Origin of the sequence: Marinomonas mediterranea MMB-1, from assembly GCF_000192865.1 — a bacterium.
GTDB lineage: Bacteria > Pseudomonadota > Gammaproteobacteria > Pseudomonadales > Marinomonadaceae > Marinomonas > Marinomonas mediterranea.
On sequence record NC_015276.1, the window covers coordinates 1,065,973 to 1,083,142 of the forward strand.

The 17,170-nt window shown below is 47.8% G+C and carries 5 protein-coding genes; 4 read left to right on the forward strand and 1 reads right to left on the reverse strand.

Going from position 1 to position 17,170, the window contains the following annotated elements; all coding sequences use genetic code 11:
* The first annotated feature begins 13 nt into the window (after window positions 1–13).
* From MARME_RS04845 to MARME_RS04860, 4 genes are read left to right on the forward strand one after another with little or no spacing between them, the layout of a single operon-like run.
* Window positions 14–9,856: a non-ribosomal peptide synthetase gene (locus tag MARME_RS04845; protein ID WP_013660137.1), complete on the forward strand. Its 9,843-nt coding sequence runs from the start codon at window positions 14–16 to the stop codon at window positions 9,854–9,856.
* On the forward strand, window positions 9,856–14,001 hold the full coding sequence (locus MARME_RS04850) for a non-ribosomal peptide synthetase (protein WP_013660138.1): 4,146 nt from the start codon (window positions 9,856–9,858) through the stop codon (window positions 13,999–14,001). The genes MARME_RS04845 and MARME_RS04850 overlap by 1 nt, the downstream gene beginning before the upstream one ends.
* A 2-nt stretch (window positions 14,002–14,003) precedes the next feature.
* Window positions 14,004–15,725, forward strand: a complete 1,722-nt coding sequence (locus MARME_RS04855) for a cyclic peptide export ABC transporter (protein ID WP_013660139.1) — start codon at window positions 14,004–14,006, stop codon at window positions 15,723–15,725.
* Between the two features lie 24 nt (window positions 15,726–15,749).
* Window positions 15,750–16,325, forward strand: a complete 576-nt coding sequence (locus tag MARME_RS04860; RefSeq protein ID WP_041647761.1) for a nitroreductase family protein — start codon at window positions 15,750–15,752, stop codon at window positions 16,323–16,325.
* Window positions 16,326–16,390: 65 nt separating this feature from the next.
* Here MARME_RS04860 and MARME_RS04865 read toward each other — a convergent pair whose 3' ends face one another.
* On the reverse strand, window positions 16,391–17,128 hold the full coding sequence (locus MARME_RS04865; protein ID WP_013660141.1) for a thioesterase II family protein: 738 nt from the start codon (window positions 17,126–17,128) through the stop codon (window positions 16,391–16,393).
* Between the last annotated feature and the right edge of the window lie 42 nt (window positions 17,129–17,170).

Consider the following 17,170-nt stretch of genomic DNA (forward strand, 5'->3'; position numbering starts at 1 on the left):
ACTTTTTTGCGATATGAAACAAACACGATACTTAGACATTGCGAAACGTTTGGCCAGTCTACCAAAAGACAAACAGCAGATATTTCGAGATAAATTGGAGCAGCAAGGTATTAACAGTTGGCAGTTACCCATTGTGCCGATGTTAGCCGATACAGAAAAAACATCATCAGAGTCCGTTACAAAGGGGAGAGGCCTTTCACTTGCTCAGCAACGCTTTCTTGTGGCTGAGCAAATGTCGACACGTGCTTTATATAACTTGTGCTCCGTATTGTGCTTTGACGAGGGTTTGAACGTCAACGCGTTGGAGCAGGCCGTTGCAGCGTTGATTCAGCGTCATGAGGTGCTGCGCACGCGTTACCCGATGGACGAGAAAGGCCAATGGTTACCTGAGTTGATGCCATCTGCACTGATTTCAATCCGTACAGAAGCGAAAATACTGGCGAATAAAACGGAGCAGGAAGCATGGTATCAACGGGAATATGAACGCCAGCTAGCGGAACCTTTTGACCTCGAAGCTGGTTTGCCACTGCGTATTCAATGTTATCAGGCGACGCGACTTGATACCGAGCAGCGCCATTATTGGTTGTTTTTTACTATTCATCACGTTGCGTTTGATGCTTGGTCCTCTCAACAACTTAATCAAGAACTGACGTTGCTTTATAGCGCTGCCTGTCACAGTGAAGAAAAGGCTGTGTTGCCTGACTTGCCTATCCAATATTCGGATTACGCTCACTGGCAAACATTGTGGCGCGAGGGAAAGGATTTCCAACGTCAATGTGAGTATTGGAAACAGCAGTTATCCGGTATACCGAAGACGTTGGCCTTACCTTATGACCGAATGCGAAAACCGGACCATGAACGTAGTTATGAAGGCGCCGTACAGTGTTTGAATGTATCGGCTAACCTCACTGATCAGATACGTCAGGCGGTTAATCAGACCAACTCAACGCTTTATATCTACTTGCAGACGGCTTTTAGTTGGTTGCTGTCTCGGTACAGTCAGCAAACCGACTTTTGTTTTGGTAGCTCTATTGCTAACCGGAGTCGAGAAGAGCTTCGTCCCCTTGTTGGACCGCTTCTTAATACCTTGGTGTTGCGCCAAACATTAGACGGCAATCCAAGCTTTTTAGAGTCGTTGGCACGTACTCAGTCTGTTACCGCTGGCGCATTTGATCATCAAGATCTGCCTTTTGAGCAGGTGCAGGCATTGCATAAATCGGTGTCGGAGCAAGCGGATAATCAGTCTAGCGAAACCTCAGGCGCGTTGTTCCAAGTCATGTTTGTGCATGTGGCGTTACCAGAGAGCCAGCGGATTAGGTTGGCGGGCACGCAAGTAGACATTATTGAGCCTAAACAAAGACATGCCCGTTTCGATCTCACATTACGAGTGGTTGAGCCGAATGAGGGAGGGATTCGTTTAGAGCTGGAACACAGTCGTGAGTTGTTCGATACTGCCACCATTGATCGACTATTAACGCATTTAAAGGCTGTTTTGGAGCAAACGCTAGTTACGCCACAAATGCGTTTGTCCGAGGTGACATTTTCGTCAGGGTTAAGCGGTCAACAGGGCGCTCCACTAGTCAATACCGCTCAATTGATGAATGACAGAGTAGGGCATTGGTCGACGATGTCTCGCATTGCTTTGGATACGGGCGAGCAGACAATCTCTTATTTTCAGTTGAATCGTGTCGTTGATCGATTGGCGAGTCAACTTATTGAGCAAGGAGTGGCAAAGGGAGAGCGTGTCGCCATTCTAATGCCACGTGAAGCCCGTCAAATTGCATGTTTACTGGCGTGTTGGCGTGTTGGTGCAGTGGCTTTGATGCTTGACCCGCGTCAGCCCGAACTGCGTTTACTCGCGCTGATGGAAGACGCTGAGGTCGCACTGCTTTGGCAAGATAAACAACGATTGTCTTTATCTGCGGCAGTTCCTTCAACGTGCTCCGTTGTGAATTTACCGCCTTGGGCTACGTTGTCGAATGAAGACGGTGAAGTGGAGAGTTTCGAAACGCAGCAGGGCGCTTATTCTGAACGTTATCGCTCGAAAGACAAGAGCGCTAATGACAAGAGCACAAACGAAGCTAGCGCTGAAGATACCGCGTACATTCTTTACACCTCGGGTTCCACAGGTAAACCGAAGGGCGTTATGGTGTCTCATGGCGCAGTAGCCCACTATGCAGCGGCTATTTCTCAGGCGGTGAATCAGTCTAGCGATGAAGCCAATGATAAAGATATCAATACAGCAAGCTGGCTAACGTTAGCGACGGTGTCTGCGGATCTTGGTCTTACCTCTGTATTAGCGGCGTTGTATCAAGGCCAGACCTTGCTTCTGCCCGATGCGGATCTTGCTTTTGATCCTCCTGCCTTAGCTGAATTTTTAGAGGCGCATCCAGCTGATTACCTGAAGATTGTGCCATCTCATTTACGTGGGCTATTAAGTGTCTCTTCTCCGTCGCGTCTTTTACCTAAGAAAGCCTTGATCAGCGGCGGTGAAGGTTTGGACGCCGCACTCTTTCGTCAGCTTCGTGAGCTATCACCTAGCATGGCGATTATTAATCACTATGGCCCTAGCGAAACCACTGTGGGTGTCAGTTACAGTGTTTTAAGTTCAGATGTGTTAGCGAGCGAGGCAAACTTTGCCGGACTGAGTAGTATCGCGCCTTTGGGACAGGCGTTGCCAGAATCAACATTGGATGTTCGCTCGGAAGATGGGCAGCGTTTACCTATGGGGGCCACTGGTGAGCTTTGGATCGCAGGGCCTCAACTTGCACAGGGGTATTATTCACGTCAATCCGAAACCGAACTCAACCGCGTCTTTGTCACAGGTCAAGACGGCGTCCGCTATTACCGAAGTGGTGACCGAGTGCGTTTGAATAATCAGGGTGTATATGAATACCTTGGGCGTTTAGATGATCAAATTAAACGTCGTGGTTATCGATTGTCATTAGGGGAAGTCAGTGGTTGGCTGCAAGCTCAAGACGATGTTCATAATGCGTATGCTTTGACGTGGCAGAGTGATCAACGTGCATTGTTAATCGCTGTGTTTGAATCAAAAACGAACGTGGATGATGAGGCATTATTGACGCGCATGAGAGCAGGTGTGCCTGACTATATGGTGCCGGATCATTTAATTCGACTTGATTCAATTCCATTGAATGCCAATGGCAAAATAGATCGTAACGCGGTCGCAGCCGACGTCTCAGAATCGTTAGAGAAAAAGCGTTCTAATGACACTGGCAACGCTCATTATGATAGTGCCGCGAACGCCACCGTTTCGGCGCAAGGATTAACGGCGAATGAGGCATTATTAGCACCGCTTTGGTGTTCGCTTTTAAACCTTGAATCCGTTGCGCCTGACGACGACTTTTATGCGTTGGGAGGCGATTCGATTCTGAGTTTGCAATTGATTGGGTTAGCGCGACAACAAGGGGCGGTACTGACACCGTTGGATGTGATGCGGCATCGAACCCTAAAAGCGATGGCGGCCTCTATACCCGATGCAAGCGAAAACAGCAGTGCACATGGTAAAGCCAACACTCATCAGCAAGCGGTTTGTGATGAAGCTGAATCGGATAAACTGGACCCCGTCGCTGAAGTGCTTAGGGACTTATATCGTGAGGTATTAGCGCGGCCTGAGTTAGACCATCATGCCGATTTCTATCGATGTGGCGGTGATTCCATCCTAAGTTTGCAATTGATTGCGCGAGCAAGAGCATTGAACGTGGCCTTGTCTCCCAAACTGCTTGCTGAACATAAAACGCCTCAAGCATTAGCTCAAGCATTGGCGCCAGATACGGTTAAGACAGATCATCACCCCCATACATTAGATACGCCGTCTTCGTCATTGACGTGTGTTGATAGAGCACGCTCTCACCCGTTATCAGACGCGCAAAAACGCATCTGGTTTATGCAGCAAATTTCACCGAAAAGCAGCGCATGGAATGTCATGCAGCGCTTGGTCGTTAAGCCAAATTCAGATATCGCACGCTTGAACTTAGAGGCGTTGGAAGCGGCTTGCCACGCAATGCTGTGCCAACATGAGATGCTGCGTACCCAGTTTGTCAGCCAAGAGGGTCAGGTTCAGCAGAGGGTGATGACAATGGAGGAAGTGGGGGCATTGCCGTCTCCTATGACCGTTCATTCCACCCGCTACGAGGATTTAGAGGCATTGGTGCAAGATAAAGAGCGTCGTGTCTTTGATTTAGAGCGCGGTCAACTTTGGTCATTGGATGTTTTTTGCCTGACTGATGAACACGTCAATATAGAGCTAAATCGCACTTTAGAAACAAATAACAACTCTGAAAAGCGAGCCTTGGAATACCAGTTGTTGATTAACATTCATCATATCGCAACGGATGGTTGGTCTATGGGGTTACTGGTACAACGTTTCCTCGCTTTCTATAAACAGGCCGTAGCGGGAGAGGACGTGTCCATTTCTCAGATGACGCCTTCCTACATAGATTGGGCAGCGAAACAAGAGTCTTTAACCAAGTCCAAAACACTAGATCAAGTAGGCACTGAGCAATCAATCACGGACCAAGCACTGAGTGAACAAGAAAAAGTTCAAGGTAACCGAGATGCTTATTGGCAGCAACGTCTTCAAGGAATGCCGCATACTCTGACGTTACCGACGGACTATGCTTACCCTGATGTACAAACTGATCACGGTGCGCGTGTAGAGGTAACTTTACCCATTGAATCCGTTGCGCAACTTGAGCGTAAGGCACAGAGTCTGGAAGTTACGCCATTCCAAGTGTTGTTTGCAGCATGGAAATTACTCTTGTGGCGCTACAGTGGGCAAACCGATTTTGCTGTTGGGGTTCCCGTATCGGGCCGTGATGATCCAGATTGCCAAAATATGGTCGGTGTTTTTATTAATACGCTTGTGTGCCGTAGCCAAATTGACGCGAGTCAAAGTGTCAATGAGTGGTTGTGTGCAACGGCGGCGGATACGCTGAAAGATCTGAGTGAGCCGATGCCACTTGAGCGCTTACTAGAGCAGATTCAACCTGAGCGTGATATGGCGCGCCCAGCGTTGTTCCAGACATTGTTTAATTATCAAGCGGATGTGAAAGGGCAGCGCTCGGTGACCTTGCCTGGGCTAAGCATCGAAGCGCTTCCGCAAAAGGACGTGAGCAGTAAAAGTGAGTTGAGTTTAAATGTTTTCCGTCAGCAAACGTTGTCGATTCAGCTGGAATACAATCGAGATTTGTTCGCTAGCACAACCGCCGATCAGATGTTGTGTGATTATCGCGCTATTGTGACGCAAATTCTGGAGACTGCGCAGACGTCTCGACCTTTAAGCAGTGTGTCCTTGCCGTCAATGCAACAAGATCAAGCGCGTGGGCCGATATCCCTTATTCGGTCGGAAGATGACTTTATCCGTCGCTTTGAAACTCAAGTTGAAGACACGCCTAATGCGTGGGCGTTACATGCTATGGACGGCTCGTTAACGTATGGCGAATTAAACGCGCAAGCGAATCGTCTGGCTCATTGGCTGATTCATAGCGGTTTTGTAGATCAGCCTCTAGAAGGCTTGCCATTAGAAGAACAGGCTCAAAAAGAGCGCAACCGTGAAAAGATAGTCGCGTTTTGTTTGCCACGAGACAGCCGGTTGTTGATTGTTATGTTAGCCATTCAAAAAGTCGGCGCGGCTTATGTTCCGCTTGATCCGACTCAGCCCAAGGCTCGATTAGAGTTGATTGCACAACGAGCGGGTGCGTCCTTGTGTTTATGTGATCGTTCGACCATCGATGCGTTAGATGAGTTGAAAGTGCCGGGCTTAGAAAGAGTGAACCTAGATGACCTTCGTGATGAACTCTCGAAGTTGCCATCACGCAATACTGAGATACGTGTCCCCGACGCGTCATTGGCTTATACCCTCTACACTTCCGGTTCAACGGGAGTACCAAAAGGCGTGCAGTTAGAACGTCGTCAGTTCGCCAACTTCCTTCGAGCGATGGAGCGTATCTTACCGCCGTTTAATCATGTTTTAGCTTTAACCACCATCACATTTGATATCGCAGGACTAGAGTTATGCCTACCCTTGGTAAAAGGGGCATCAGTGGTCTTAGCCAATGATGAAGCGCGTCGCGATGGAGAGCAACTTGGTGAGCTTATCACCCAATTTGATGTTGATCTTGTCCAAGCTACACCGTCGGGATGGCGTTTATTAGAAGGCTTACCTGCTCATGCGTTGGCAAACGTAACCGCCTTGGCGGGTGGTGAAGCGCTGGACAGTGACTTAGCGAGAAAGCTTAAAGATCAGTGTCGTAGTCTCATTAACGTATACGGACCTACGGAAACAACAGTCTGGTCGTCGTCTTACAATGTGCAGGAATCAAACTTGCCTTTGACGCCGATCGGTGAGCCTCTGCTTAATAATCACTGCTATGTGCTTGATGCACAATTGGACCCTGTACCGAGAGGCGTTGTCGGTGAGTTGTATATTGCGGGTGAAGGCGTGGCGCGCGGTTATCAAGGTCGCCCTGAATTAACCGCAGAACGTTTCTTACCCGATCCCTTTGGTCAAGGTGGGCGTTTATATCGTACCGGAGACCTCGTTAAACGTTTGTCTGACGGTGCAATGTACTTTATTGGTCGGGTGGATCAGCAAGTTAAATTACGAGGCTTTAGGATTGAGTTAGGTGAAATTGAAGCTGCGTTAGCCGTCAGCCCACTGGTTGCTCAAGCTGCGGTGACCATAGAACAAGAACGTTTGATTGCGTGGTGTGTGCAAGCATCACAGGTGGAAGACGCTGCTCAGTCTGACGTGTTTGAATCTCGCATCCATGATTTTCTGGCGTTGACACTGCCGGAATACATGTTGCCTCAAGGTTATGAGTGGTTGGATACGTTGCCCTTGAATGCAAGTGGCAAGGTTGACCGAAAGGCTCTCTCGGAACGACCACTGAGTGAAAGCATGGGCGTTGACGGAGATGCGATGGATAGCTCATCCAGATTAGACGTATTTTCTACCCATGAGCGCATTGTTTATACGATATGGCGCGCTCTGCTTAAGCGAGACTCCTTGCAAAAACACGATCACTTTTTCCATTTAGGGGGGCATTCCTTAATGGCCGCGCAGGTTCGGTCTCGACTCGGTGAACAGGGATTCGATGTACCGCTACGTACTTTGTTTGAAAGGCCTGTATTGAGTGACCTTGCTTCTTATTTGTCAGAACATTCAGCGTCTTTAACGGATCAAAGTCATACTATTCCAGTGGTGGATCGACATAGAAACATGCCGCTTTCACCAGCGCAGCGCCGGATTTGGTTTATGCAGCAACTTAAGCCACATGATGTGAGCTTTAATATGAGTAGTGTGATTCAACTGGAGCGCACTGTCACAGAAGGTAAGGCTGACAAAGCGTCAAATCGACTCGATATAGAAGCGTTAAAACAGGCGGTTTACGCCGTTGCCCAGCGACATGAGACTCTGCGTGTGACTTATCATGCGGATGAGAATGGCGAAGGTTATCAAGGTGTAAATAACGATTTAATCCCCCTTATTCAGGTCGTGGAGCTTGATGGGGGGTCGCTGGCTAGTGCAGATGAGGTTCTGGAAGCTCGCTGGAGCGATGCCGCCAATACGCCGTTTGATTTAACCAAAGAAAGCCCGTTGCGTCTTACCTTGTATCGATTAAGCGAACAGCATTGGTACGTTCAGTTGGTGCTGCATCACATTGCGTCGGATGGTTGGTCGATGGCGATATTGGCAAATGATCTCATCGAGTCGTATCAGAACGCAGTTCAAGGCAAGAGTGCTTCGTTACCTGCATTGCCGATTCAGTATATAGATTACGCCGCTTGGCAGGAAACGCCAGAAATGCAGATGCGACAGCAAGCTGGCTTGGAATATTGGCGTCGACACCTAGTTGGTATGCCTGATCAGTTGGCGTTGCCGATGGATCGGCCGCGAACGAAAGAGGCCGGAGATGCTGGTGGGGCGGTTGATATTCAGGTGTCAGAATCACTAGCCAATGCGCTTCATCAATTTTCGAATCAGCAAGGTTGTTCTTTGTTTATGTTACTGATGGCGGCGTATACGTCTCAATTACACATAGAGACAGGGGCCCAAGACATTGTGATGGGGACGGATGTTGCGAATCGAAATCAGGCAGAGACAGAAGAGTTGGTCGGTTTTTTTGTTAATTTATTAGCACTAAGAATGAAGCCAAAAGCGACGGATACTTTCAGTGACTATTTGCAACAGGTTCGGCAGGTCTGTCTGGATGGGCTAGCTTATCAAGACACTCCGTTTGATCGCGTTGTAGAAACGGTTCAACCAGTTCGTGTGCAGGGTTCTCACCCATTAATTCAAGCCTTGCTGGTGATGCAAAATACGCCAAGTGCGCAACGTGATATCGACGGTCTTCGTGTTACGCCTCATATCAATGAACAACAACATTCAAAGTTTGATATGGCGTTGTTTGCTAGCGAAGACCTAGATGAGCAAGGTAAGACTCAGTTAGCGCTGCGTTGGGTGTATCGAACAGCATTATTCGAAAACTCAACGATTGAGCGTTTAGGTCGGGATTTACTGGCGTTGCTTGAGTGCATTGTTGAACAACCAAACATGCCTTTATTGTCCTTAAAACGACGCGTTAGCGAGCAGCGCAGTCAGCGCACTTCTATTAGTCACAACAATTCAATTGCCCAAGACAATTGTCAACCTAGTTCCACTATTTCGGCAGAGACTCATTCTACTATGGAAACGACACCGCCAATTAAACGTAAGCTAAGCAAACTTAGCAAAATGAAGAAAACCAAATCCACTTCCGCTTCTAGCCCGGCACTGGTAGAGGCGCGACCACTGAATCCTGACACCCCTTTTCCGCTTTTAGTTACCTGTAAAGAGCCCGGCTTAGATCCGAAAGCGTGGGCGGAAAAAAACCAAGCGCAAATCATGACTTGGGTAGAAAAGCATGGCGGTATTTTGTTCCGAGGGTTTAACTTACCCACGCCAGTGGCGTTTGAATCTTTTTGTCAGGGGATCTATCCCGAGCTGTATGGTCAGTATGGGGACTTACCTAAAAAAGAGGTTGGTAAGAAAATTTATCAATCGACGCCGTATCCTAATAATCAAATGATTATGTTCCATAACGAAAGCTCGCATCAACACCGATGGCCGCGTAGACAGTGGTTCTACTGTGAGGTTGCCGCTGAATCAGGTGGTTGTACACCGATTGTTGATTGTCGAGTTTTGTACCAACGCCTTCCTGAAAAGGTGCGTCAAAAACTACAAGAGAAACAGTTGCAGTACGTGCGTAATTTTAGTGGGTTGGATGTGAGTTGGCAGCACTTTTTTAAGACGGAAGACCGCTCTGAAGTGGAAGCAATATGTCGCGAAAGCAGCATCGATTTTGAATGGTATGACGAAGACAAATTGCGTATTAGCCAAGTCTGCCCAGCGGTGATTCGACACCCTGTTACGGGAGAAATGAGCTTTTTTAATCAGCTTCAGCTGCATCACTATAGCTTCCTTGAAGCGGATGTACGCGAGCACTTTTTGACGGTTGGTGGAGAAGAAAACTTGCCCCGTAATGTTTATTACGGTGATGGGGAGCCACTTGAACAGGAGGTGGTCGATTTGATCAGTGATCTGTACGAACGTTACGCCGTACGGTTCGATTGGCAGCATGGTGATGTGGTTATGCTGGATAACATGTTGGCTGCACACGCCCGCGATCCGTTTGAAGGAAAGCGAAAAATGGCGGTTGCGATGGGGGATATATATCGCCGAGAACAACTGGATGATCTCAATTCTTTAACAGAACATCATACTGAGAGCGCCAAGCCGTTTACGTTAGATCACGTCACTACGGATAAAAAAGTGGTAGAGGAGGGGGCGTAATGAACTCACATCTAGCAAACTTGACTCTACCTGATACTGGTATGGCATTAACCTATCAACAACGTGCATTGATAGGGCGTTCGGGACGCGTTGCCTCGCGGGCATTTTGGCTTAATTTAGGTCAAGTCAGTGAACACGACGCGCACTCTCGTTTGGTTAGTTTAATGGCGCATCAACATGCGCTTACGACTGAGTTCGGTGTTCCTGAGGGTTTTAATGTATTGCGACAGCAAGTGCAAACGGCGCGCTTGAATTGGCGCTCTATTCGCGTTGTTGATCGTTCTGAGTCTTTGTTGATCGACGCTCAGAAAGTGTTTGCTCAAGAGCGTCCTCATTTATTGTCTTGGTTTGTTTCGTCTGACGATGGCATGAATAATCGCTTAGTATTAGTCGGTTCAGCGCTGACTCTGGATGAAGGAAGCGTTGCACGAATTCGTGAGGTCGTGGTGGGAGATCGTCCTGCGGATATCGAACCTGAAATGCAATATTTGGATTATGCGGGTTGGGTGACTGACCTCCAAGAGGACGAAGACGCAGACGATGCCATTGCGTTTTGGAACAGTATTCAATGGAGTGAGTTGCCAACGGTTGAGTTAAATGAGCGTCTTTCAAGAGCGACAACACTTAGCCGCGAGCCGATAGCGCACAGCGTGCGTGTGCCTTTCTCTCGAACATTACAAAACACTTTGGTGGGATGGGCGGCTCAATGGGAGGTCGAGCCACAACTCTTGGGATTCGTCATATGGGCGGCGTTGTTGCAGCGGGTAAGTGGCCGTGAACAATTTCAAATTAGCCGTTATCACGATGGGCGTGATGACTATGAGGAACTCGATGATTGTTTTGGTCTGTTGCAGCAACGCTTACCGATGCCATTTTACGATGTTTCAACTATGAGTTTGAAAAAAGCGGTTACGAGTCTTCAGCCTATTCTTGAGGAACAAGTTGAAGGCCAAGAATACGTGCAACAAGTGGCGGATTCGATCACTGACGCGTTACCCGTGATCTTTCAATATCGAAGTCAAAATCGAATTGAAGACATGACGGCCGACTCGTATTTGTCAGAGGGAGACCGTTTACAGTTGCAGGTTGTTACCACACAAGAAGGCGACGGAGAGTGGTGTCTAACTTATGATTCGACACGATATGATCCACTGTCAATGACACGTCTTGTGAATCGATTGCCGCTTATGCTGTCTGCAGCATTAGCTGAGCCAGAGACGGCATTAGGGCAACTAAATGCTTTGCTCGATGATGAGCATGTAACGGCGGCGCTTTCATCTCAGAACAAGGGAGATGATGAGAGTATAGAAACGGATCTGAATAACCTAACGGGGTTGCTAAACCGGATTCGTCAACAGGCATTAACAGCACCTAATACTCCGGCTATTAGAGACGGTAAACGACTGGTTACCTACGCAGAACTCGACCAACAAAGTGATTTTGCGGCCATTGAACTAGGTAATCGAGGCGCTCGGCCGGAATCTATTGTGGCTTTATGTTTGCCTCGCGGCGCGCAATGGTTAGTCGCGGCGTTGGCGGTCTTGAAATCTGGAGCGGCATATTTGCCTTTGGATCCAGCACTGCCTCAAGCGCGCCTTCAGGCGATTGTCGCTGACGCTAGCCCTGTGGTGATCATTACGCAAGACGACGAGCGCTTGGTGGGAAGTGAAGACTGTTTAGGTGAAAGTTTAGGAGAGAGCTTAGGTGAAAAGTGCATAGCATGGGCCGCCTTATTATCGGCTTCACCAAGTACAGAGGCTCTTAAGCGATTATCGAGCGTCAAACACTGTCCGAATCAGTTAGCCTATGTACTGTATACCTCGGGTTCGACAGGTAAGCCGAAAGGCGTTCAAGTGACGCATGAGAACATTTTGCATTACAGCCAATCGGTTATGACGTCGTTGGGCTTGCCTAAGTCAGGACACTACGGATTAATTTCTTCCTTGATGGCGGATTTAGGCAACACCATGTTATTTCCTGCTTGGCTACAAGGAGGTTGTGTCCATTTACTGGGTCAAGAAGAAAGCACCGACGGCGCAAAATTAGCGGCTTACCTTAATCAACATCCTTTAGACTGCTTGAAAATTGTCCCGTCACATTTGTCTGCTCTGCTGACTGGCTCAGATGCGCGCACGATATTGCCCAAACATACCTTGGTATTGGGCGGCGAGCGCATAAGTGATACGTTGTTGGCGGAGTTGGCGGCTTACAAGTTGGATGGTGTAATGCAGTGCCGACTCTTTAATCATTATGGTCCGACAGAAACAACGGTTGGCGTATTGTGGCGTGAGGTCGCGCTTGCACTTGGTTCGTCAAGCTGCAATTCAGACCTTACCTCAAAAGGTTCCCTGCAACGTGATAAGACTAACCTTGATTCATTGACTGGGACATTGGGCGACACGCGTATCTATTTATTGGACTCAAACTTAAATCCAGCGGTGTCAGGGCAAATAGCAGAGTTGTACATTGCTGGTTCCAATGTGAGTCGAGGGTATATCGGTGCTGCAAATCAAACTGCTGGGCGTTATTTACCCGATCCGTTTGTTTTGGGTGAGCGCTGTTATCGAACAGGAGATCTCGCAATGCGACGGGCAGACGGTGGCATTGATATTGTAGGTCGCGTTGATCATCAAGTTAAGATTCGTGGTTTTCGTCTTGAGCTTGAAGAAATAGAGTCTGTGTTGACTGCTCATCATACGGTTCAACATTGTGCTGTGTTACTGCAAGGCCAAGGTGAGGACAAAGGGCAAAGCGAGCAAGCGTATTTAGTCGCTTTTGTGGTGCCTTACGCAGGTGGTCAGCTTGATGAAGCGGTGTTAAGGCGTGAGTTAGTTAAGCAGTTGCCAGACTATATGGTTCCTGCTCAGATGCATTGCGTGACCCACTTGCCCCTTACTGCGAATGGTAAAATAGATGGCAATGCCTTGCTGGAGCAAGCACGTCAAACGTCGCTTAAAACTTACATTGCACCGCGAAATGATACTGAAAAGCTCATCAGTGATATTTGGCAAACGGTCTTGCAGCAATCCAAGATTAGCGTGGATGATACATTTTTTGATATTGGAGGGCACTCGCTTGCCGCGATAAAAGTTGTTGCCCGTATGCGTCAACGATTTGAGCGTGAGCTGCCTACGGATTTATTGTTCCGAAAACCCAGTATCGAAGCATTGGCTGCGTACCTCGATGAAAGTAGTGATGCGATGGGAGGTTTATTAAACCAAGGCGCGCACAACAGTGAGCGCCTAGTGTTGCTTCATCAGCCAGATAGCGCAGAAGTAACAGACAGCCTTGAAGTAAAAGATAGCTCAGAAGCTACACTCGTTGTGATGCATTCTCATGGCAACCATTTTCATCATTATGAGCCTTTGTTAAACAAACTGAGTGATCAGGTCGCCGTGTACGGCTTAAGGTCGGATACCGAGGTGGTGACGGTGTCAGAGGACGCGCAGTTTGAATATTTGATGTCGGATTATCTCGCTCAGCTCATGCCGTTAAAGTCGCGCGTTTTAACGCTGACCGGTTGGAGTTTAGCGGCACGTCAAATGATGCATGTCGCGCAACGACTGATTGAACATGGCTTTACCATCCGATCCGTTGCACTGATCGATTACGACCCAAATCAGGCACAAGAAGATCAAGATGATGAGGGAGTGCAGCTAAGACAGGATGTCGAGCATTACCTCAAGATCAACGACATTAAGCTTCAAGAAACAGAAATGAAGTCGTTAGACGCGATTTTATCGACAGAGGGTGCGACCAATAATTATTTGAGTGGTCTTGAGCAAATTTTAAAAAGTGAAGTGATTCAATCCGTATTAGGGAATGACTTGCCGGTACAAACGCTTTATAAAAACATGGCACAGCGCTGGGTATTGAAAAAAGTGTTTTATCGTTTGGATATCCCTAAGCTTAGCGTACCCTTATGGGCGTGGAGTAGCGATGATAATGCATCGGGTTACCGTGCTTGGCACGCTTTGACGGATTGTGAGTTAGAGGGCGCGCATATCGCGTCAGATCACTTCTCTATTTTGTCTTCTGTGCAATTGGCGGATGAACTCACCTCTCGACTTATTAATGGGGATGTCACTCAAAAAGTAACGAAAAACCAAGTAATAGAAGGCCAACCCTATGAGGAACTTGCATAAAGATGGAAATGATTAAACAACTGCTGGCGCAGTCTCGGCGAACCATGTTGTTGGCGATTGTGGCCAGCGCATTGAGTGCAGTCGCTGGTGTCATGATCATTGGCGGGGTGAATCATGCGTTGGAAAATGGTTTAGGCTCGTTAACCTACGGTGTGTTGGCTTACCTTGCTATGGTATCGATTTTATTTATGAGTGGCGTGTGGTCTCAGTCGCTGTTAGTCGGTTTAGGGCACCGTATGGTGTATCAGCTGCGCTTACAGCTTGTACAACGTATTTTGAATACGTCACTGGCACGTCAAGAGCAATTAGGTGGCCCCGCTTTATACAACGTATTGACCCGTGACGTAACGATGGTCGCGAACGCAACGAAGCAGTTGCCGGTGTCTTTATACAACGGGCTACTGTTGCTCGCAGGTATTAGCTATCTTGCGTGGCTTTCGCCCATCTTGTTTTTGTGCACTGTCTTGCTGGTTGCATTAGGTGTTTGGGGTGACTTCAAGTTAGTCGGACGTATTAAAAAGATGATGGCCGATGTTCGTTATTATGACGAACGCTTGTTTGAGCAGTACGAAGCGGTAATAGAAGGGCGTAATGAGCTGGGGCTCAGTCAGCCTCGGCGACGTCATTTGTTTGATCGTCGTTTAGAGCCCGCTGCTAAAGGGGCAATGGATACGGCGATTAAGGCCGACTTGCTTTGGGCGATTAACTTGAATTGGACGACGGTCTTGGTTTTTGCCCTGATCGGGTTAGTGTTTTTTCTTGGTATGACACTAGAGTCTATTACGCAAGATGTAGTGGTTGGCTATGTACTGACAACCATGTTTCTACGAACCCCTATCGCCATGATCTTAGAAGCCATTCCGGCTGTATTACGCGGCACAGTCGCACTTAAAGCGATTGATAAGCTGAAACTTGCGGATCAAGAGCAAACGAGTAATGAGCGTGATGAGCCGATTCAAGCATTGCATTTTGAGTCTCTTTCTTTGAATAAGGCGTGCTATGAATACCCGACTCAAGGCGATGAATCAGGCTTTATGTTGGGGCCAATTGACTTTCAGCTTAAACGCGGTGAGTTGGTTTTTCTTATTGGCGGTAATGGGAGTGGTAAATCCACTTTGGCGAAGCTTTTAACGGGCCTGTACCTCCCTACAAGCGGCTCGGTGAAGGTAAATGACGACTTGGTAACGCATGACAGTGTGGCGGAATACCGCAGCTGTTTTTCAACGATTTTTCCAAACTTTTTCTTATTCGATGATGTGCTGAGTGGCGCCAATGAAAGTACGCTCGGCGATGAAGATGTTAAAGTAAATAGTCGTGAAGACTACTTTAATGAACGTGTACGCCATTACCTTGAGCGTCTTGCTATCGATCATAAAGTGTCCATAAAAAATGGTCAGCTCTCAACCACCTCTTTATCTCAAGGGCAACGAAAGCGATTGGCTCTGCTGCTGATGTATATGGAAGATCGTCAAGTTCTTTTGCTGGACGAGTGGGCGGCGGATCAAGACCCTGTGTTTCGTGAGGTGTTTTATCGGGAAATATTGCCTGAGTTAAAAGCTGCTGGAAAAACCATTATTGCAATTAGTCATGATGATCGTTATTTTGACGCCGCAGATCGAGTGTATCGTTTGGATCAAGGTGGAATAACAGACTTTGATCTTCATTCGGACTCACTGTTTCATACATCGATAAAAGATTCCGCTTTAGCGGAAAGTACACGATAGGGTATTTGAGGGTAAAAGCGACTAATGGATGCAATTGAAATGCTAATGAGCAGGCGCTCATATGCACGTGGAAACCTGATTGATCCTGCGCCCAATCAAGCGCAGTTAGCAACTGTATTGCAGGCTGCCATGACCGTACCAGATCATGGCAATATTAAGCCTTGGCGTTTTATTGTGGTTCAAGGTCAAGGGATTCAAGACCTGTCGTTGTTGGTTCAGGATAAGTATGCTGGCTCTATGTCTGAACAACATTTGAATGCCTTTGTGAGGGAGATTGCATCTACTCCGATGATGATCTTTGTTTGCTCTAATCTAGTATTAGAGCATCACGTTCCTGTATTGGATCAACAGATGGCGGGGGCAGCGGCGTGTGAACATATTTTATTGGCCGCTCATGCACTGGGCTTTGCGGGTATTTGGCATTCGCTGGAAGCGGATGATGGCTTGCACCGCCTTCTCAACTTAAAAACCGAAGACAGTGTTCTTGGCGTTTTATCCATTGGTACGCCTAAGCGGACGTCCCGAGCGAAGCGTAAATCCTTTACAGAGTTTACGCAAACTTGGGACCGAAAACATGGGCTTCAAGAATGGTCGCCCTGAACCTGAGTGCACTTCTTTGACAAGTACACTGTTTTTACCTCCGTCTTCAAGGGCAAAGCCCTCTATCAATTGTTTAAAAGGGGTAGCTTGCCTTGCAGCCAATCTAAAAAATCAGGCTCTTGCAGATAAAAATGCCCGCCAGAAAATTCAAATTGTTCGAACCCCGTTGTCGTGTACTGCTGCCACTCTCTGAGCGTGTCGTAAGGAACTTGTTCATCCGCTTTCCCTCCTAACGCAATGATGGGAATGGCTAATCGCGGTGTACCATTGTGTTCTCGGTCATAAAGGTAGTTATCGTGGAGTTTAAAATCCGCTCTGACTATGGGCAGCATAAGCGCCTGAAATTCAGGCGCCGCTAGAAGTTCGGCCGGGGTACCGCCCATGTTGTTTAGTAAACTCAGCAGATCCTTATCGCTTAGGTCGCTGCGACGCTCGGCGGACGGTTTAAAGTGAGGGGCTTTTCTGGCTGACACCCATAATGATTGAGGCAGTGAATACTGTTTTCTGTCCAGTTCTAGACAGACTTCCCAGCTTACTAGGGCGCCTAAGCTGTGGCCAAATAAGCTAAAGTTAGGTGTCTCTTCGTTTGTCATTTCTCTAATAATTGTATTCGCGACTTCCTGCGCTAAGGATTTAATCGACTTTGCGTAAGGCGCCGAGAAGCGTGCACCTCTCCCGGGATACTCGATTGGCGTTACCTGAACCTCTGTCAATTTTTCGTCCCAATGCCTGTACATCGAGGCAGAGCTACCCGCACTAGGTAGACAAAATAAGCGGTGTTTCTGTGTGATTTTTGTTCTCACGTGTGTCGTTCTCTCGTTAATTTCATGGTGTTTTAATCGATA